The organism is Streptomyces sp. NPDC034099, from assembly GCF_055575415.1.
Genome location: NZ_JBVISR010000005.1, coordinates 119726 through 138290, shown reverse-complemented (window position 1 = coordinate 138290; position 18565 = coordinate 119726). Strand labels below are relative to the sequence as shown.

At 71.1% G+C, this 18565-nt stretch carries 16 protein-coding genes and 1 pseudogene; 6 read left to right on the top strand and 11 right to left on the bottom strand.

From position 1 onward, the window contains the following. Nucleotides 1–34: 34 nt before the first annotated feature. Together ACZ56V_RS16375 and ACZ56V_RS16370 are read left to right on the top strand one after the other, a co-directional pair. Complete coding sequence (locus tag ACZ56V_RS16375; protein ID WP_468942870.1) at nucleotides 35–1639, top strand: MFS transporter; 1605 nt, start codon at nucleotides 35–37, stop codon at nucleotides 1637–1639. 43 nt (nucleotides 1640–1682) lie between these two features. Then, the gene (locus tag ACZ56V_RS16370) at nucleotides 1683–2384 is read left to right on the top strand and encodes an alpha/beta hydrolase (protein WP_467383983.1); all 702 of its coding nucleotides are present in this window, start codon (nucleotides 1683–1685) and stop codon (nucleotides 2382–2384) included. A gap of 327 nt (nucleotides 2385–2711) precedes the next feature. Here the strand turns inward: ACZ56V_RS16370 and ACZ56V_RS16365 are convergent, their stop codons facing one another. Beyond that, nucleotides 2712–2948, bottom strand: a complete 237-nt coding sequence (locus ACZ56V_RS16365; protein WP_467383984.1) for an integrase core domain-containing protein — start codon at nucleotides 2946–2948, stop codon at nucleotides 2712–2714. Between the two features lie 36 nt (nucleotides 2949–2984). Further along, nucleotides 2985–3177 (bottom strand): annotated as a pseudogene (locus ACZ56V_RS16360) (IS30 family transposase); the annotation flags it as partial. A gap of 509 nt (nucleotides 3178–3686) precedes the next feature. Here ACZ56V_RS16360 and ACZ56V_RS16355 point away from each other — a divergent pair. From ACZ56V_RS16355 to ACZ56V_RS16345, 3 genes are all read left to right on the top strand, one after another. Continuing rightward, a complete protein-coding gene (locus tag ACZ56V_RS16355; protein WP_468943485.1) occupies nucleotides 3687–4868 on the top strand; it encodes a sensor histidine kinase in 1182 nt (393 codons plus the stop codon). After that, the gene (locus ACZ56V_RS16350) at nucleotides 4855–5526 is read left to right on the top strand and encodes a response regulator (protein ID WP_468942867.1); all 672 of its coding nucleotides are present in this window, start codon (nucleotides 4855–4857) and stop codon (nucleotides 5524–5526) included. Before ACZ56V_RS16355 ends, ACZ56V_RS16350 begins: the two co-directional genes overlap by 14 nt. A gap of 264 nt (nucleotides 5527–5790) precedes the next feature. Further along, complete coding sequence (locus ACZ56V_RS16345) at nucleotides 5791–7041, top strand: serine hydrolase domain-containing protein (protein ID WP_468943482.1); 1251 nt, start codon at nucleotides 5791–5793, stop codon at nucleotides 7039–7041. 591 nt (nucleotides 7042–7632) lie between these two features. On the opposite strand, the gene ACZ56V_RS16340 is transcribed toward ACZ56V_RS16345, so the two are convergent. From ACZ56V_RS16340 to ACZ56V_RS16315, 6 genes are all read right to left on the bottom strand, one after another. Further along, a complete protein-coding gene (locus ACZ56V_RS16340; RefSeq protein ID WP_468942864.1) occupies nucleotides 7633–8799 on the bottom strand; it encodes an epoxide hydrolase family protein in 1167 nt (388 codons plus the stop codon). 23 nt (nucleotides 8800–8822) lie between these two features. Continuing rightward, nucleotides 8823–9131 (bottom strand): hypothetical protein, encoded by a 309-nt coding sequence (locus tag ACZ56V_RS16335; protein WP_468942862.1) that lies wholly within the window; start codon nucleotides 9129–9131, stop codon nucleotides 8823–8825. Next, nucleotides 9128–9619 carry an MFS transporter gene (locus ACZ56V_RS16330; protein WP_468942859.1) on the bottom strand — a complete coding sequence of 164 codons (492 nt, stop codon included), beginning with the start codon at nucleotides 9617–9619 and terminating at the stop codon, nucleotides 9128–9130. Before ACZ56V_RS16330 ends, ACZ56V_RS16335 begins: the two co-directional genes overlap by 4 nt. Before the next feature lie 298 nt (nucleotides 9620–9917). Then, nucleotides 9918–10514: a class I SAM-dependent methyltransferase gene (locus tag ACZ56V_RS16325; RefSeq protein WP_467383992.1), complete on the bottom strand. Its 597-nt coding sequence runs from the start codon at nucleotides 10512–10514 to the stop codon at nucleotides 9918–9920. Between the two features lie 47 nt (nucleotides 10515–10561). Further along, nucleotides 10562–12034 carry an MFS transporter gene (locus ACZ56V_RS16320; RefSeq protein WP_468942857.1) on the bottom strand — a complete coding sequence of 491 codons (1473 nt, stop codon included), beginning with the start codon at nucleotides 12032–12034 and terminating at the stop codon, nucleotides 10562–10564. A gap of 70 nt (nucleotides 12035–12104) precedes the next feature. Continuing rightward, nucleotides 12105–13133, bottom strand: coding sequence for an NAD(P)/FAD-dependent oxidoreductase (locus ACZ56V_RS16315; protein ID WP_468942854.1), 1029 nt, complete (start codon nucleotides 13131–13133; stop codon nucleotides 12105–12107). Between the two features lie 90 nt (nucleotides 13134–13223). Here ACZ56V_RS16315 and ACZ56V_RS16310 point away from each other — a divergent pair, with 90 nt between their 5' ends. After that, complete coding sequence (locus ACZ56V_RS16310; RefSeq protein WP_468942851.1) at nucleotides 13224–13826, top strand: helix-turn-helix domain-containing protein; 603 nt, start codon at nucleotides 13224–13226, stop codon at nucleotides 13824–13826. A 370-nt stretch (nucleotides 13827–14196) separates the two neighbouring features. On the opposite strand, the gene ACZ56V_RS16305 is transcribed toward ACZ56V_RS16310, so the two are convergent. The 3 genes from ACZ56V_RS16305 to ACZ56V_RS16295 all read right to left on the bottom strand — a co-directional run bounded on the left by ACZ56V_RS16305 (nucleotide 14197) and on the right by ACZ56V_RS16295 (nucleotide 18480). Beyond that, a complete protein-coding gene (locus ACZ56V_RS16305) occupies nucleotides 14197–14823 on the bottom strand; it encodes a histidine phosphatase family protein (RefSeq protein WP_398910302.1) in 627 nt (208 codons plus the stop codon). Nucleotides 14824–14966: 143 nt separating this feature from the next. Beyond that, a complete protein-coding gene (locus ACZ56V_RS16300; RefSeq protein WP_468942847.1) occupies nucleotides 14967–17126 on the bottom strand; it encodes an ATP-binding SpoIIE family protein phosphatase in 2160 nt (719 codons plus the stop codon). Between the two features lie 169 nt (nucleotides 17127–17295). Next, entirely contained in the window at nucleotides 17296–18480 is a 1185-nt protein-coding gene (locus ACZ56V_RS16295; protein WP_398910298.1) for a type III polyketide synthase, read from the bottom strand. Nucleotides 18481–18565 lie beyond the last annotated feature (85 nt).

Here is an 18565-nt window from a genome sequence, read left to right as displayed (position 1 = left end):
CCGGACAGCACGTACGATCCGAACGGAGAACGACATGCGCAAATGGTGGCCCTTGCTGGCTGTCTGCCTCGGCGCCTTCGTCTTGCTGGTGGACGTGACCATCGTGAACGTCGCCCTGCCCAGCATGGCCGACGATCTCGGCGCCTCCTTCACCTCATTGCAATGGGTGATCGACGGATACGCCCTGGCCCTCGCCGCTCTGCTCCTGGCCTCCGGTTCCCTGGCCGACCGGTTCGGGCACCGGCGGTTCTACGTTTACGGCCTGGGAATTTTCGGCCTGGCCTCCCTCCTGTGCGGCCTCGCTCCCGATGCCAACGTACTGATCGCCGCCCGCGTGGTGCAGGGCGCCGGTGGCGCCGCCATGTTCGCCACGGCCCCTGCCCTGCTGATCTCCTCCTACCAGGGCAGGGACCGGGGGACCGCCTTCGGCGTATGGGGCGCCGCCAACGGCGCCGCCGCCGCCGCGGGTCCGCTGCTCGGTGGCCTGCTCACCGAGCATTTCACCTGGCAGGCAATCTTCTGGGTCAACCTGCCCATCGCGGCCGTCGCCATCGCCATGTCGCTGCGGATGGTACGCGCCGACCAGCCCGGCAGGCCTTCCGGCACCGACGCACCGGCCCGCATTGACCTCCCCGGCGCGACGGCCTTCACCGTCGCGGCCACCACCCTCACCTACGGGCTCATCCGTGGCCCCGAGGCGGGCTGGACCTCGGCCGAGATCCTGGCGTCCTTCGCCCTCACCACCGTGGCCCTGGCCGCGTTCGTGGTGATCGAGCACCGCACCGCACGGCACGGCGGTACCCCGATGCTCGATCTGGCACTGCTGCGACGCCCGTCGTTCGCGGGGCTGATGAGCGCCGCGCCGCTGCTCCAGGGCGGCGCCTTCGGCGCTCTGGTGCTGGTCTCCGTGTGGCTGCAGTCCATACTCGGCCTCAGCCCGGTCGCAGCGGGCCTCGCCCTGACCCCATTGGCCGGAGCGTCGTTCCTGGTGGCCGCCGGGGCCGGCCGCCACATCCAGCGGCTCGTCCCGCGTCTGCCAATCGGCTTGGGCCTTCTTTCCATCGCGGCCGGCATGCTCCTCCTACGCGCGGAGATGACGGCCGACGCTGGGGCAGCCGCCCTGACCGGGGGCTTCGTGGTCACCGGGATCGGCGTGGGTCTGGCCACCCCGGTGTTGCTCTCGGCCGCTACCTCCGCCGTACCTCCGCAACGGGCGGGGATGGCCGGCGGGGCCGTCAACACCTTCCGCCAGCTGGGCATGACCCTGGCCATCGCCGTTCTCGGCGCGGTCTTCACCAGCCGGACGGCCGAGGCACTCGCCGCGTCCGGTGCGGTTCCGGACCCCGACCAGGCTGCCGCCACCCTCGCCGCGGGCCAGGCACAGCAGCTGGTACAGGCGGTGCCCGCCGCCCGCGGCGCGGAGGCACAACACCTGGTGCACCAGGCATTCGCCGACGGCCTCGACAGTGTGTTCCTGCTCTCGGCCCTTGCGGCGGCCCTCGGCGGACTGATCGTCCTGGCCTTGGTACGACCGCCGAGCCGGACGGCCGCACCGGCCCCCGAGGGCAGCCCGGCCAGCCCCGCGGCCACCAGGGTTGCCCCGGCGCGGGCACGGGCCGCCGACCCACAGCCCTGGTGACGAACCACCACTGACCCACCACCCACCACCAAGGAGCACCGCCATGCCCACGACCGCAGTACGCCCTTCCTTCCTCCTCGTCCATGGCGCCTGGCACCGCTCGGAGTGCTGGACCGATCTCCAGGACGCCCTCGCCGCCGACGGTCATCACTCCCGCACGGTCGATCTGCCCAGCGCGGGACGCGCGCCAAATGCCGGTATGTACGACGACGCCGAGGAAATAGCCACGCACCTTGAGCAGATGGAAGGTCCCGTGATCGTCGTCGCGCACTCCTATGGCGGTTTCCCGGCCACACAGGCCGTCACCCTCCCGGGCCTCGCCCACCTCGTCTACCTCGCGGCCTACATGCCGGCCGAGGGCGAATCGGTCGGCGGCGTCCACGGCCACGCCATCGGCAAGGACGAAGAGCTAAGCGGCATCGCTCCCGTCGTCTTCGAAGATCCCCGCTCAGCTCTGTACGGGGATATGCCCGGCCACCGCGCCGAGCACGCCATGAGTCAACTCGTCGAGCAGAGCCGGCGGTCCTTCGGAGAGCACGTCACTCGCGCCGCGTGGCGGGCCGTGCCCTCCACCTACGTGCTCTGCGAACGCGACCAGGCCCTCCCGCCCGCGCTGCAGGCGAAGATGTCCCTACGGGCCACGCGCGTCGAACGGCTCGACACCGGCCACTGCCCCTTCCTGTCCGCACCCGCCCGGCTGGCCGCGCTCCTTAGCGACATCTCCTCCTACGTCGCCAAGGTCTGACCCCCCCCGACCTCAGCGGAGTCCGTGTGAAGCCGAAGCGACCGGGCCGCGCAGAGCCGGCCGCGGCCCTCCGTAGCAGCCGGGGACTTCAACTTTTGGAACGCCGAGTGCCTGCCGTCGCCCTCGTCCAGCGGTGGTCACTGGGACAGCGTGGCTTGCAACGTCTCAGGCCCCCGGGCACGCCGGACTCGCGCATGGTGATGGCCCTCCAGGTCGGCCGAGGAACGTGAACCACTTCCGACGGCAAAGGTGCCGGCCACTTTGGGGGTACCAGCAGGGGACAGATTCGCCCCAAGGCCGAAGCCCAGCGCTGCCGTCCGTGAGACCCTAGTAGTTGCTCTCGTGTTCGTGAGGCGGGATGTCTCCGGTCGCTGTGTGAAGACGCTGGTTGTTGAACCAGTCGACCCATTCCGCGGTGCCGAGTTCGATGTCGGCCAGGCCGTGCCAGACCGTGCGGGGCTTGAGCAGCTCCGTCCTGTGAAGGCCGGGCGGGGACTCCATGAGCGCGTTGTCCAGGGCGTCACCGACGGTGCCGAGCGAGGCGTCGATGCTGGCCTCGAGCAAGTGGGCGGTGACGCGACAGACCTGTACTGCTCAGATTCAAGGGGGTGTTGCAACACAAGTTCGTTGGAGCGAGAGTAGTTGCTCGTCGAGTGCCTCGGCCGTGGCCCTCCAACTGAGTGTCTTGCGGGGCCTGGCGTTCAGCGCGTGAGCGACGGCTTCGATGCCTTTGGCGGACCGGCGCGAGCGAGAGGTCGGTGCCCTTCGGGAGGTATTGGCGCAGGAGCTCGTTGCAAGGTACTGGTCACGCGCGCCATGCCGACAGCGGACCAGACTTACACGATTGACGCGGCCCCGGCCGGATTGATCATCGGAGGTGTCTCGGTCTCCGAAGGTGCGGCCGCGTCCGCGGAAGATCGCGCGAACCTGCTCGGACGTAGCGTCGCGGCAGCAGTCGAACCCTCTGCCCCCGTGGACGAGGAGACGGTCCGGGCGGCCGCTGGCGAGGTCGCAGACCTGCTGACCGCGGCCGGACTGGCGCTTACCTCCAATCCTTCGTGAGGCGGGTCGAGCCGCCGATAGCGAGTACGGAAGAGAACTATCCGCGTTTTCGCCGTCCACCCTCTCGCCCCCAAGCAAGAGGGGCGTGATCGCCGGCCGGCACCAGCCAGGCCCTCAGCCGCGCCACGCGGCCCTGCGCCACGGGCATGGAGCACCGGTGGCGCCGCGCCGGGGCGCGAGTGGCTCTTTGGAGTGATGAAGGCCGGAGTGTGAGGTCGTAATGTCGGCGGGATGAGAGTGATGGACGGCAAGTGGCCCGGTTGGGGCGCCGATGCCGGGTTGGTCGTGCTGACGCTTCTGCCGCCGCTGCTGTCGCAGCCGTACGTGGACACCTCCGGGGCTGCCTGGGCGTCGCTCATGGTGTACGAGACGGTGGGCGTGGTGGTCCTGCTGTTGCGGCGGCGGCTGCCGGCCACCACCTTCGTCGTGGGGTTCGGGGGCCTGCTGGCGGCGCTGGTGGGGAGCGCGGGCGAAGGGGCCAAGCTGTCGCCACTCGTCTTTCTGCCGCTGGCGGTGCTGCTCTACAACCTGGGCAACTGCTGCGCGAGCTGGAGGCGGACCGTGTCGGCGGTCCTGGGCGTGACCGTGCTGAGCGTGGCAGGTCTGTGGCTGAACCGGTTGACGACCGACTCCGGTGACTTCCAGGGCGGTCTGGACGTCTTCGCCGCGCTGGCTCCCATGCCGCTGGCGTGGGCGATGGGGTTCGCCGCGCGGACCCGGCAGGCGCTGCTGGCCGCGGCGGAGCGGCGGGCGGCCGACGCGCGCCGGGCACAGGCCCTGGAGGCGGCGCAGGCCACACAACGCGAGCGGACACGGATCGCTGGTGAGATGCACGATGTGGTCGCGCACTCCTTGACCCTGCTCGTCGTGCACGCGGAGACCTTGAGGGCCCGCGGTGGCGAACTGCCCGACTGGGCCCGTGCCCAGGTCGACGGGCTGGCGGCGGCGGGCCGGCAGAGCAGCGGTGAGCTGCGTGACCTGCTGCGGATGCTGCGCGATCCCGCGGACGCGGTCCCGCTCCAGCCCGTACCGGGCCTCGGTGAGCTGGAGACCTTGCTGGAGAGTCACCGTGCCGCGGGAGGAACGGTCGAGCTGACGACGGGCAGCGCGTTGGAGTCCGTGCCGGGGCCCGTGCAGGTGACGGGATACCGCGTCGTGCAGAAAGCACTGGTCAACGCTCGCCGTCACGCGCCCGGGGCACCGGTCCGGGTGAGTGTCGATGGCTCCGCGGGAGAGCTGCGGTGCGAGGTCGTGAACGGCCGCGCGGCGCGGCGCGGCGCGGCCGACGCGGGCATCGGGCTCGGCCTGGTCAGCATGGAGGAACGGGTGGGCGCGCTGGACGGCAATCTCACCGTGGGCTCGACCAGTGACGGTGGCTTTCGCGTCGTTGCCACGATGCCGTTGGAGCGTGCGGGTGTCTGAGCAGATCAGCGTGCTCGTCGTGGACGACGAGCCGATCATCCGCGCCGGGCTGAGCGCGATCCTGGACACCCAGGCGGACATCACCGTGGCGGGCACCGCGGACGACGGTGAGCAAGCCGTCGAGGCGTGCGCGCGGCTGCGGCCGGACGTGCTGCTGATGGACATCCGCATGCCGCGCCACAACGGCCTGTGGGCACTGGCCGAGCTGGGCCGCAGGGGACTGCTCGGGCCGGGACACAGCCGGGTACTGATGCTGACAACGTTCGACCTGGACGAATACGTCGACGACGCGCTGGCCGCCGGGGCCTCAGGCTTCCTGCTGAAGCACAGTTCATACGAGGAGCTGACCGGAGCCGTCCGCGCTGCGGCGGCCGGGCACAGCGCGCTGAGCCCCACGGTCACCCAGCGGATCATCGAAGGCCATCTCAGCGGCCGACGACGGCCCAGTGACCAGGACCTGGCCCGACTGAGAGACCTCACCGAGCGAGAGGTCGACGTACTGCGCCTAATCCGGGACGGGCTGAGCAACGCCGAGATCGCCGACCGGCTCGTCGTCAGCCTGCACACGGTCAAGACGCACGTCAGCCGCGTGCTCACGAAGACCGGCTGCCAGAGCAGAGCACAGGCGGCGGTGCTGGCCAGAAACACCCTGTCCTGAGCACCCGGGCCGACGGGGCTACATACCCCGCGAGGTCATTCCTTGGAGTGACCCCAAGCCGGTGGGAAGCCCGCCATCGAGCGATGTACCCGGTGCGCGCCACTGACTGAATGGTTGCTGTGCGCGGGACCCACCGGAAGGCCGCTCGACGGCTGTATGCCAGGTTCCTCGACGCACGCGTCAACTGCCACGCGCCGAAAGGAACTTGCCATGTCCGTACAGACGCTGTTTCGCCGTCACCGGATCCGCCGGGGGGCGCTGACCATGGCGTTGGCGACCTGCATGGGCGCGGTGCTCGTGAGCTGCTCGGACGAGGGGCCGGACGGGGCTGGGGCGGCGGCCGGACGGAGCGCGGCGAGCCCGTCGGCCGACGCGCGGCTGGCCGGCCTCGCTCAGAAGGCGGCGGACTCCGGCTCCCTGGGCGTCATCGTCCGGGTCGACTCCGGCGACGGGAAGCCCGTCGAGATCGCGAAGCAGGCCGCCTGGACGAAGGACGACCACCGCATCGCCGCCGACGACCGGTTCCGGGTCGGCTCCAACACCAAAACGGTCACCGCGACCCTCGTCCTGCAACAGGTCGCCAAGAAGACGATCAGCCTCGACGACACGGTCGAGAAGTGGCTGCCCGGCCTCGTCGAGGGCGGCGCGGACATCACCGTCCGGATGCTGCTCAACCACACCAGCGGCCTGGGCGACTTCTTGCTGACCCCGGAGTTCCTGCCTTCCCTCACCGGCCAGGAGGAGCGCACCTGGACACCCGAGGAGTTGCTCGCCATCACGCCCGAGCAGAACCCGCCAGCCGATCCCGGCGAGACGAACTCCTACAGCAACGCCAACTACGAGGCACTCGGACTCATTCTGGAGAAGGCCACCGGCACCGGCCTGGCCGAGCTGATCGAGAAGAAGATAACCGGGCCGCTCGGCATGAAGGACTCGTTCCTGGCCATGAACGCCGACTGGGACACCGCTGGGGCCACCGGGAAGCGGCACGTGACCGGCTACGAGCCGGACGCCCAGCGCCTGAAGGCCATCCTCTCCGGTACCGTGGACCTGCCCGAAGGCGTCGGATTCACCGGTCCCGAACGCCCCGAGGACAACATCGACACCTCTGCCATCGACCCGAGCTGGTCCTGGGCAGCAGGCGGCATGGTCAGCACAGCACAGGACTGGCAGCGTTTCCTGACCGCGCTCATGTCCGGCGAGCTGCTGCCCGAGGCACAGATGAAGCAGATGCGCACCACAGTCGATGCTCCTGAGGAGGGCGGTGGCTATGGACTTGGCCTGATGCGGGTGGATACCTCCTGCGGCACCGTCTGGGGGCACACCGGCGGCCTGCCCGGCTACTCCAGCGAGATCTACACCGACGCGGCGGGCAAGCGCAGCGTCGCTGTTCTGACCAGCACGAACTTCGGCATCAAGGACAAAGCCGCCGCGACTGCGAACAAGGCCCTCGTCGACGCGGCCGCCTGCCAGATGCTCGGTGAGCCGCATCCCTCGGACAGCCCGACCGGATGACAGCCGCGGACACCGGCCGGCACGCCTCCGCCGATGACCGTAGGACGCGGTCCGCGCTCGTGGCCGGGGCCTGGACGCGCTTTTCGCGAACGCTGGGACCGTGCAGGAGCAGGGCACCGAGGAGGGCCTCGCCCGAGCTCATGGACAGAGATGCGGAAATCTTGGACTACATGAAGTGACCGGCGTGCTCTGCATCGAGACCGACGAGGGTCTGGCTATCACTCGCCCGGTCAATGGTACCGAGCACAGCGTACGTGACATGGGCCTTGTGATGGGCGACCGAACGGCCCCGGGCCAACGTGTTCGGGGCCGAGTTGTATTCCACGTTGCACGGGAATGCGGCGGCACTGCTGCATCCCGTTGCCCCGGAACCATGCGCTGACGACGGGAACAAGCGCACCGCTTGGCTCGTCATGTGCGTTTTCCTGCGCTTCAACGGCATCGACGCCGGGGCAGTTCCGCCCGCCCGTCTGCGTGGCCGGCCCATTCGTCGAGGAAGCCGCTCAGGACGACATTGACCTGCCGGTCGGTCCGGCCTCATCGTCAATAGTGGAATTTTACCTGCCAGTTCGTATTCCCGTCCCTACGGGCTCATGCGCCCGTGCCGTAGGACTCAGGGGCGGTGGGGCGGAGATCACGGAAGAACTCAGTGATGTCGCCGGCGAGCAGGGCGGGTTCCTCGTGAGCGGCGAAGTGTCCGCCGCGGGGCATGTGGGTGTAGCGCGTGAGGTGGTAGGTGCGCTCGACCCAGCTTCTTGGTGGTCGGGCGAGATCCGCGGGGAAAAGGGCGAGGGCGGTGGGGACGTCCACTCGCCGTACACGCCGGGTCAGTTCGTGCGCGTGCTCGTAGTACGGCCGGAAGGACGTGGAGATCGTGCCGGTGAACCAGTAGAGGGACGCCTGAGTGAGGAGGAAGTCGTCACTGAAGCGGGTGGACAGGTCGCCTCCGCAGTCGCTCCACGCCCGGTACTTCTCCAGGATCCAGGAGAGCAGTCCGGCGGGTGAGTCGCTGAGCGCGGGGGCGAGGGTGAGGGGACGGGTGTTCTGCTGGTGCAGGTAGCCGCCCTCCTCCGCCTGCCAGGCCGCGATGGAGGCGAGGTATGTCTCCTCCTCGGGCGTCAGCGAGGCCGGGTCGTGGGAGGCAGGCGCCGCAGCGGCGAGCAGGTGGATGCCCACGACGGACTCGGGGTGGGCCTCGGCGAGCCGTGAGGTGATGCCGGCGCCCAGGTCGCCGCCGTGGGCCGCGTAGCGCTGGAAGCCGAGGTGGTCGTGCATCAGCCGGTGCCAGAGGTCGTGGGTCTGCTCGGTGCCGTCGAGGGTGGGCCGCTGAGGGGAGAAGGCGAAGCCGGGTAGTGAGGGGACGATAACGGTGAACGCGTCCCGGGCGTCGCCTCCGTGGCGCGACGGGGTGGCCAGTCGTTCGGCGAGGACGGTGAGTTCCAGGACGGTGCTCGGCCAGCCGTGGGTGAGCACGATCGGCAGAGCGTCGGGGTGCTCGGCTTCGTAGCGGAGGTAGTGCACGGGCGCGCCGTCGATGTCGGCGAAGTGGGAGGGCATGGCGTTGACGGCAGCCTCGTGGGTCCGCCAGTCATACTCCGAGGCCCAGTACGCGACGAGGCGGCGGAGTTCGGCAACGTCGGTGCCCGCTTCCCAGCCGTCGACGGGCCAGGGCTCGGGCCACCGGGTCGCGCGCAGTCGGACGCGGAGGTCCTCCAGGTCGGCGTCACCGACGCTGATGACAGGGGTGGCGGTCGGCACGATGTTCTCCTCGGTGGGTGTGTTCAGGTGGTTGTGGCGGTTGGGGTGTCGGCCGCTTCCCCGCGCGGGGCACGCGGGGCGACACGGACGGCGCCGGTGAGGGTGCGTGACGCGGCCATGGCGGCCGTGACCATCAGCAGACCGGGGCGAGACCGGTCGGCGAGGGCCCCGATCAGCGGTGGGCCGCAGACGAAGCCGCCGTAGCCGATCGAGGTGACCACCCCGACCCGGGCGGCCGCGTGGGCGGGAGCGTCCGAGCCGGCGCTCAGGCTGAGGGGGAAGCCGAGGGCGTCGCCCGCTCTCCACAGCAGTGCGCCGGCGACTCTCTTCACAGGCGGGGGCCGGTCGCGAACAGAGTGGCACCGAGACAGGTGGTGCAGACCGCCGCCCGCAGGGCGCCGGGTCTGCCCAGGCAGTCGACGATCAGCGGTCCGAGCCAGCGGCCCAGGGTGACGGCCGTGAGGAAGGCGGCGTAGGCGAGCGTGCCGACGGTCGCCGTGGTGTGGTGGCGGTCGGTGACGGCGGGGCTGATCAGGTTGCTGCCCGTTCCTTCCACCAGCGCGAAGGCACGTGCGATGAGGCCGAGGAGTACGGTGCGCGGGTCGCGCCGGGCGGGTGCCCCTAACCCGCGCACGCTGCCCGGTGACGTGGGGGCGGGCAAGGGCAGGAAGTGCCGGACGGTCGCCGGTGTCACCAGGGCGATGAGCAGGGCGACCGCGCCGATGTGCAGGCTCACCGGGACACGCAGAACCGTCATCAGTGGGCCGAGGCAGGCGCCCGCCACGGTGCCGACGCTGAGTCCCGCGAAGAAGCGGGGCATCAGGAGCCCGGCCGAGTCGTCGTTCCGGGGCCGCGGTGTGCACGCTCACCGCGTTCAACTCGCCATCGACGGGCCCACTTGTGGGCGTACGGGAGATGCCCATTCCGTCGGCGACGTGGGGACCGGCCTGCTGGATCGGACTCGGTCGACCATGAGCCGCCTGCCTTGGGACGGTCAGTCGGCATTGGGGTGAGACATGAAGATCCCCGGGGGACGTTGGAAGCTGGCGTCGACGTATATCGGCGGACGAGGGACGGAGTATGTGGGTGTCACCGAGTCAGGCAGGTTCGGGGGCGGCCTACGGCCGGCGCACGGCTCGCAGGACGGTGTCGTGGGTGTGGTGTGTGCCGGCCGGGGCGGGCCCGGGGCGCGGGCGGGTCCCGTTGACCAGGACGTTCCAGGTGGGGGCAAGGAGTGGGGCGATGTCGTCGGGCTGGTAATAGTCGGCGGGATCGAAGTCGCCGGACGAGGTGAGGCCGGTGCGGGCGTGGGTGGTGAAGAGCAGGGTGCCGCCGGGGGCGACCGCGTCGAGCAGGCGGTACAGCGTGGTGTGGCCGGACTGACGGCGGAGCGGGAAGTACTGCAGCGACACCAGGTCGAAGCTATGCGCCGGGGGCGGTGTGACGGTGAGGTCGGCCCGCGCCCAGGCCACCCGGGCTTGGAGGTCGGGGGCGGCGGCTGCGGCGCGTCGTAGGGCGGTGGCAGAGATGTCGACGGCGGTGACCTGCCAGCCTCGCCGGGCCAGCCAGAGTGCGTCGGCCCCTTCGCCGCATCCGACTTCGAGAGCCTGGCCCGGTGTCAGGGCGGCGATCTCACTGACGAGTACGGGGTTGGGTTCGCCGCTGAACACGTGATCTCGACTGCGGTACATCTCGTCCCAATGCTGGGCGTCCATGGGTTCGAGCCTCCTCGGTCTCTCGAGTGGTCGGTGTGCCGGCGGGCTCAGATCGCTGCCGGAGCTGCGATGTCGTCGCCCTGCGGCTCCAGCTGCCTACCGGGCCGGACGAGGAGTCCACAGGTGAGAGCGCCGAGGACGAACACCGCGATGGTCACCCAGAAGGCGACGCTGTTGCCGTGCACGGACGCCTGCGCAGCGGCGTCGGGGGCCTTGGGGTGGGTGGTGAGGTAACTGGTAGTGGCGCTGACCGCGATGGTGTTGAGCAGAGCGGTGCCGATGGCCGCTCCGATCTGCTGGCCGGCGTTGACCAGCGCGGAGGCGGCGCCTGCGTCGGCGGCATCGACCCGGTCGGTGGCGAGGTTCATCGCCGGTCCGAAGATCAGGCCGAAGCCGGAGCCGGTGATCAGCAGGCCCGGCAGAATGCCGGCGGCGTATCCGCTGTGCACGCTCAGCCCGGTGAACAGGGCGGTGCCCACGGCGGTGAGCAGAAAGCCGCCGATGACGATGGGGCGCGGGCCGGTGCGGGGCAACAGGACGCCTCCGGTCACGATGGCCATCACCACCATGGAGATGACCATGGGCAGGAACGCGACGCCCGTCATCAGCGCCGAGAAGCCGAGCACCTCCTGCAAGTGGTAGGCGAGGAAGAGGAAGACGCCGAACATGCCGATACCGGCGACCGCGACCATGAGGTACGCGGCCCCGCGGTTGCGGTCGCGTACGACCCGCATCGGCAGCAGAGGCTGGGAGACCCGGGTCTGGATGAGGACGAACAGCCCCAGGAGCAGTACGCCCGCAGCGAGGGAGCCCAGCGTCACCGGGCTGGTCCACCCGCCGCGCTCCGCCGTCGAGCAGCCGTAGACCAGGGCGAGGATACCCAGCACGGACGTGATCACACCGGGCAGGTCCATGCGCGGGCGCGACGAGACCGGAACCTGTGCGGGCAGCAGGGCCGCTGCCGCCGCGAGGATCACCGCGCCGGCAACGACGTTGACAAGCAGACACCAGCGCCAGTCCAGGTACTGGGTCAGTGCCCCGCCCAGTAGCAGGCCGACTGCGGCGCCGCTGCTGGAGACCGCGCCGAAGACGCCGAACGCCCTACCGCGGGTGGACCGGTCGGTGAAGATGGTGGCCATGAGCGACAGGGTCGCCGGTGCCAGCAGGGCCCCGAAGAAGCCCTGCAGGCCCCGCGCGGTGACCAGCATGCCGAAGCCGTTCGCGAGGCCGCCCAGTACGGATGCGAGGACAAAGCCGGACGTGGCCGTCAGCAGCATGCGCTTGCGGCCGAGCATGTCGCTCAACCGGCCTCCGGCCAGGAGCGTGCCGCCGAAGACGAGGGCGTAGGCGGTGACGACCCACTGCCGGTCCGCGCTGCTGAAGCCCAGGTCCGCCTGTACGGAGGGGAGGGCGACGTTCATGACGGTGGAGTCGAGCACCAGCAGCAGCTGGGTCAGGCTCAGTACGGTGAGGATCCACCAGTGACGGGATCCGGAGGGGCTCGTGCTTTCAGCACTCATGGTGGCTGTTGGTTCGCTCATGACGATCCTGCCTGAAAAGTGGTCATCGATGTCGGGTACGGGCTGCGAGTCACAGGCCGTGGCGCCGGTCGCCCACGACCTGTTCGCAGACACGGGCCTCGGACGCGGGTGAGAAGGGAGCGCGGTGGGCCCGGACCGCGTGGCGGGTGTCCTCGGCGATGAGGTCGCCGTTGATCGCTCCGGCGGCCGTGGAGCCGGATGCGGCCGAGGCGAGGACGTTGGCGTTCGGGTCGGCGAGGTTGCCCGCGACCCACACACCGGGAACCGCGGTGAGGCCGGTCATGTCAGCGGCGATGTAGGCGCCGAGCCCGCTGGGGTGTGCCGTCGGGACGAGCCCGAGCCCGGTCAGGAAAGCTGCCCGCGGGTACGGCTGGGGCGCGACGGCCAAGGCCCGTAGCGGGATCTGCGCGCCGGACGCCAGGCGGACCCCGGTCAGCTGGTCCCCGGCGACTTCCAGGCCGGTGACCTCGCCGTCCACCACCGTGATCCGGCGGGCAGTCAGCTGCTCCGCCTCCTCTTCCGTGGGACGGGGGGCGGTGTGCAGCAGCAGAGTCAGCCGGTCGGTCCACTGCCGGAACAGCAGGGCCTGCTTCGCCCCCAGCGGGCCGGTGGCCAAAACCCCGATCGGCTGGTCCCGGATCTCCCACCCGTGGCAATACGGGCAGTGCACCACATCGCGCCCCCACCGCGGAGCGAGCCCCGGCACGTCAGGCAGTTCGTCGACGACTCCTGCGGTGGCCAGCAGCCGCCGCGCCCACACCGTGCGGCCGATGTCGAGCTCGATCGCGAACCCGTCGCCGTCACGCACTACGCTCACCGCCTGCCCTGCCTGCACGGTGCCGCCGTAACCCTCTACCTCGCGCCGCCCCGCCTGCAGTAGGTCACCGGGCGCCATCCCGTCACGGGACAGGAAGCCGTACATGTGCGCCGCGGGTGCGTTGCGGGGCCGGCCTTCGTCGATCACCAGCACCGACCTGCGGGCGCGCCCGAGCATGAGCGCTGCGCTCAAGCCTGCCGGGCCTGCGCCGACCACCACGACGTCGTACCGCTCGCTGTTGACCTGGGCATTTTCGGTCATTGTGACCACCTCCGATCGTCACAGTGCCCCTGCTTTGACGATCGAGCAAAGCTCTTTGCGGAAAGTGAAAAGGGCAGGCAGGGTGGACGCATGAGCGACGACCTCAAGGCAGTGCTAGCTGCCGTCGGCCCCCGGCTGCGCGAGCTGCGCCGCCATCGCGGCGCCACCCTGACCGCCCTGTCGGAGACCACCGGCATCTCGATCAGCATCCTGTCCCGGCTCGAATCCGGGCGGCGCAAACCGGGCCTGGAACTCTTGCTGCCGCTGGCCCGGGCCTACCAGATGCCTGTCGAGGAGCTGATCGGAGCCCCCACCAATCTGGATCCCCGGCTGTATCCGCAGCCCTTCACCCGGAACGGCATGACCGTCGTCCCGCTCTCGCGCACCCCCGGCGGGCTGCAGGCGTTCAAGCACATCCTGCCCGCCGGCCTGACCGCCGGTCGCGAACCCGACCCTCGCTCCCACGAGGGCTACCACTGGCTTTATGTCCTGCGAGGCCGCCTACGCATCGTTCTCGGCGACAACGACTTCATCCTCACCGAGGGCGAGGTCGCCGACTTCGACACCCACCTCCCCCACTGGTTCGGCAACGCCGACCAACATCCCGTGGAGTTCCTCAGCATTCTCGGTCCGCAAGGTGAACGCGTCCACATCAAGGCCAGCTACCGCCCCGACGAAACCCGTCCACGCTGAACCGGCCTACCGGCACGAGCACGGTGCGTGGGACGTCTTCCACCCCGTCACCTCGCCCGCCCATGCGAGCTAGCGTTCCGCGAGGCGTCCAACGCTCTTCGGGGCCTCATGCGATCCGCGTTCCCGCGACGGGCCACGTCTCTCACGGCAGGTCACGCTGGCGATTCCAGGCGGGCGGTCGCTGCGGACGTGGTGGCCGTGATGTGCCGCCTTGCATGGCACACCCCCGTCGCTTCGGAGGGCACGGCCCTATCCCAGCGACCTGTCCGACGCCCGCTGGGAACTCATCCGTCCCACCCCCGAAGCATGGCGCCAGGCCCGAACAGTCAGTGGCCCAGGGTCACGGCATGACGCGCTGAGGACCTCGTCGTCAGACGTGCAGTTCGGGGGGAAAGCCCGTCCAGCGCAGTTCGGCGGGGAGGTGCCGCATGTCGTTGGAGAGGAGGACGGAGGCCGCTCGGCCGGGCGCGTAGCGGATGACGGTGAGCGCCGCGTTGCCGTGGTTGAGGCCGAGCCACCGCCACTTCGGCGCGTGCAGGGCGTCGCGGACGAGCCAGGCGATGAGGAAGTTGTGGGTGACGACCAGTTCGTGCCGGTCCTGAGCGCCGTCTGTCACCGCCCCCGTGAAGCGACGCAGCGCCTGACGGGCGAGTTCGGGTCCGCGCCTGCGTTCCTCATCCGTGGCACCGGCGAGGAAGTCGAGGTAGAAGTCCGCCGACTCGGCCGGGAGTTCGTCGCGTTCCGGTAGGTGGGGCACGTAGTCACCGGCGCTCTCCGCAACGCGCGGGGTGACACCCTCCAGTTCGTCCGTGATCAGGCGCGCCGTCTCTTCCGCCCGTGGCAGGGGGCCGTGGTGGACGGCGGTCAGGGGAAGGTCGCGGAGGCGTCGGCCGAGCAGGGTGGCCTGTCGCCGGCCGGCGTCCGTCAGACCGCTCCCGTCCGGCGCGGCCTCGCCGTGCCGCGCGAGACAGAGGTAGCGGGTGGCCGTGCCGGTCATCTCGAATTCCTCGGGGCGCTGGGGGTCTCGTGCTTCCACGGACGCCGGCGCCCGGCGCCCCGGTTCCCTTCACCCCGGTTCCCTTCACCCCGGTTCCCTTCACCCCGGGAACGTCGTGAACGACGTACGGTCCCGCCGGCGTGTCAGCGCACGACCTCGGCCCAGACCACCTTGCCGGTGTCCGTCCACCGCACCCCCCACCGGCTGGTGAGCCGGTGCACCACGTGCAGGCCGCGGCCCGTGTCGTCGAGGAGCCGACCCCGGCCCAGCCGGGGTCGGCCGTTGCCGGTGTCGCCGACCTCGCACAGCAGGCCGGGACCGGCCCTGATCAGCCGTACCGTGATGGGGCCGCCGGCGAACCGGACCGCGTTGGTGACCAGCTCGCTGACCAGGAGCAGCACACTGTCCCGGGTGCCGTCCCTGATGCGCCACTGCCGCAGCAGCGCGGAGACCAGCGCGCGGGCCCGGGCGGCCGCGTCGTCGCGGGCGGGCAGCCGCCAGGTGGCGGTGTCCCCCTTGCGGTAGCCGATCAGGCGCGCGAGCAGCAGGGCCACGTCGTCGCGCTGACGCGTCGGCATCACCTCGGAGACCACCCGCCGCGCCGCCTGCTGCAGCGTGTCCCAGGGGTGCACCGCGGCCACGGCCTCCGCCAGCCTGCCGATGCCCTCGTCGATCGGCACGGCCGGGTCCTCGACCAGGCCGTCGGTGTAGAGGGCGAGCAGGGAGCCCGGGGGTGCGACGAACGTGTGCACGCCGAACGGCTCCCGCAGCGCGAACTCGGCGCCCAGGCCGGGGTGCGGGTGGACCGGCAGTGGGCCGGCTCGCCCGTCCGGCGACACCAGGATCGGAGGCAGGTGGCCCGCGCTGGACAGCGCCACACGGTGGCTGACGGGGTCGTAGACGGCGATGCAGCAGGTCGAGCCCAGGGCGCTGTAGCCGGCCGCCAGTCCGGACTCCGAGTCGTCCAGCAGCGTCACGGTCTCGTCCAGGTGCTCCAGCACCTCGTCGGGCGCCAGACCGGCGGACAGCAGCGCGCGGGCCTCCATGCTCAGCTGGCCCATGGTCGCCGCGGCACCCAGGCCGTGCCCGACGACATCGCCGACGACCAGCGCGGTACGGCCGTCCGGCAGCGGAAAGCTGTTCACCCAGTCACCGCCGACGCCCGCGCTGTCGGGGGTGGTGGGCTGGTAGACGCTGGCGGTCTGGACGGTCTTGCCGCCGGAGCGCGGCAGCAGTCGGCGCTGCAGGGCCAGCACCTGGGTGTGCTCGCGCTGGTGCTGGCGGGCCAGGTCCACGTGGTGGGAGGTCCTGGCCACCAGTTCCTGGAGGTCGAACAGCTCGCTGTCGGCGAAGGGGCGGTCCGCCCGCCGCCAGACTTCCGCGACGCCCAGGACGACGGGCGGATCGCCCTCCAGGACCAGCGGTACGCACGCCACCCCCGCCGACCGGTCTCCGGGGACCAGGGCACGCACCAGCCGCGGGCTGCCGAGCACCCGCTCGATCGCCTCGCGGTCGGGCAGGACGATGGACTGCGGGGCGTCGGCGCGCCGTATCGCCTGCGACAGCAGGCGGCTCGCGTCGCTGGGAAGATCCTGGCCGAGGGTCACATAGCCCTCGGGCCACGCCCGGTCCGGCACCAGGGCCGCCCGCCGCAGCCGGATGCGGCCCTGTGCCCGCTCGGTGACCCCCTCGCCCGTCCAGACGGCGAAGTCGAGATCGACGGCGGCCACGTCCCCCCAGGCCAGCAGGGACTCCGCCAGCGACTGCGCCGTCTCGCCGATGTCCAGCGACGTGCCGATCGCGGTCTCGGCGGCGTACAGGTGCAGCCTCCTGGCCATGGCGATCACGGAGACGGTCAGGCCCTCCTGGGGCGCCGCCGCGGGCAGGATGCTCATCGAGACCACCAGCTCCGACCCGTCGCGGCGGCGCAGGCGCTGGACCCGGGCCACATGTGCCTCGCCGGTCTCGAGGACCTGGCGCAACCGCCGGGTGACCGTCGGCACGTCACCCTGGGGCAGGAGATCGACGAACGGGCTCCCGATCGCGGCGTCCAGTCCCGCGAAGACGGGGGCTTCGAGATTGCGGTGGGTGACTCTCAGCTCCCGGTCCAGATTGACCGCGCCGAGGATCTGCTCCGGCCGGCCCACTGCCGGATGATCGTGCTCCGGTTGCTGCCCGGCGGGGTCGCCCGGCGACTCGGCAGGACCGGCCGCCGCCGCTCCGCCACGCGGGATGTACCGTCCCAGAGCACTGCTGACCAGGTCGAACGGCGACGAGGACGAAGGGGAGGGTGTGGAGTCCATGCGGCTCCCTCAGCTCGCTCGCCAACCCCGGCACACTGCCGGGGCCGTACTCGAACCCGTGCGGAAGAGCCCCCGAGGATCCCGACCGCACACCCCATTCAATAACACCGGCGGACGCTTCGCCCACACCAGCGGACCGCACGACGACCACGGAAGGTGACCGCGGGGCCTAGAGCCACTCCCCTTCCAGGGCGGTGGCCGTGAGGCCGGGGGCGGCCGCGTAGAGGACGGCACGGCTGCCGGCCTGCTGCCCGGCGTCGTGCGCCCGCCGCAGGATGTCGAACACGGCGGCGCCCCCGCGGTTGCCGCTGGTGTAGCTGTCCCGGCTGTACTCCAGGAGCCCCGACGGCCACTCGTCGGGCATCGTCTGCTCCATGTACTCCAGCACCCGGGTCCCGCCGGGGTGCGCGAGCAGGACGTCGGGGTGCCAGGAGGCGGGGTCGTCCTCGTAGCGGACGCGGAGCCACTCCCACATCGCGGTGACCGTGTCCTGCACCGCCCGCGGCCCGCGCCGGTCCATCACGAAGTGGGTGCCGTCCGCCCGCGTCTCCAGACGGTGCAGGTCCTGTGTGCCCGGCAGGGTGTGGTGCCAGGCGGCGTCCAGCCGGAGCACCGACTCGCGCCTCGGGCGGCCGGTGACCACCGCGGCGACCGCGGTGTCCGCGAACAGCAGCCGGACGATCAGGGACTCCAGGGTGTCGTCCGCGGGCTGGTAGGTCGTACTCAGCGCCTCGGAGATCACCACCAGGACCACCCGGTCGGGGTCCGCCGCCACCAGGTCCGCCGCCAGTGCCAGGGAACGGGTCCCGGCCACGCAGGCCCACTGGGTGGCCGGCAGCAGCGTGGCGTCGCCGCGCAGCGGCAGCCGGTTCGCCAGGGCCACGTCCAGTCCGGGCAGCGCCGGGGTGGTGGAGTTGCTGGTGATCAGGCAGTCGACGTCCGCGGCGTCCAGCCCGGCGATCTGCAGGGCCCCGCGCGCCGCACGTTCCCCGTAGGACTGGACGGCCTCCCAGGCCGGGGCGGTGCGTTCCTGGACGGTCTGCGGCGCGGGTGCCGCCCCGAGGGCGGCGATCACGCGGTCCGCGTCCTGCTCGGTGAACCCGTCGCGGGCCAGCGCCGCCCGGGCGGCCCCGAGGTCGGCGGTCCCCAGGGCGCCGCCGTTGCCGGGCGCGACGGCGGCCTCCAACGGAAGCATCCAGCCGCGGGTCCCGATGCCCGTACTGGCCGCTATGCCGTCGATCCGCGGCGCCCACGCCGCGTCCGGGTGCCGGTCGCGCACTTCCGCCACGATCTCGCTGGTCTTCACGGAGTGCTCGCCGTGTATCACGGCGGGAGCGCACAGGTAAGCGGCCACGATCGGCACCTTTCTACGGGGTCTGCGGTGAGCGGGGGGGCAGGTGGAGAAGGGGAACGGTGGGGGAGGAGGGGGCTGCGTCACG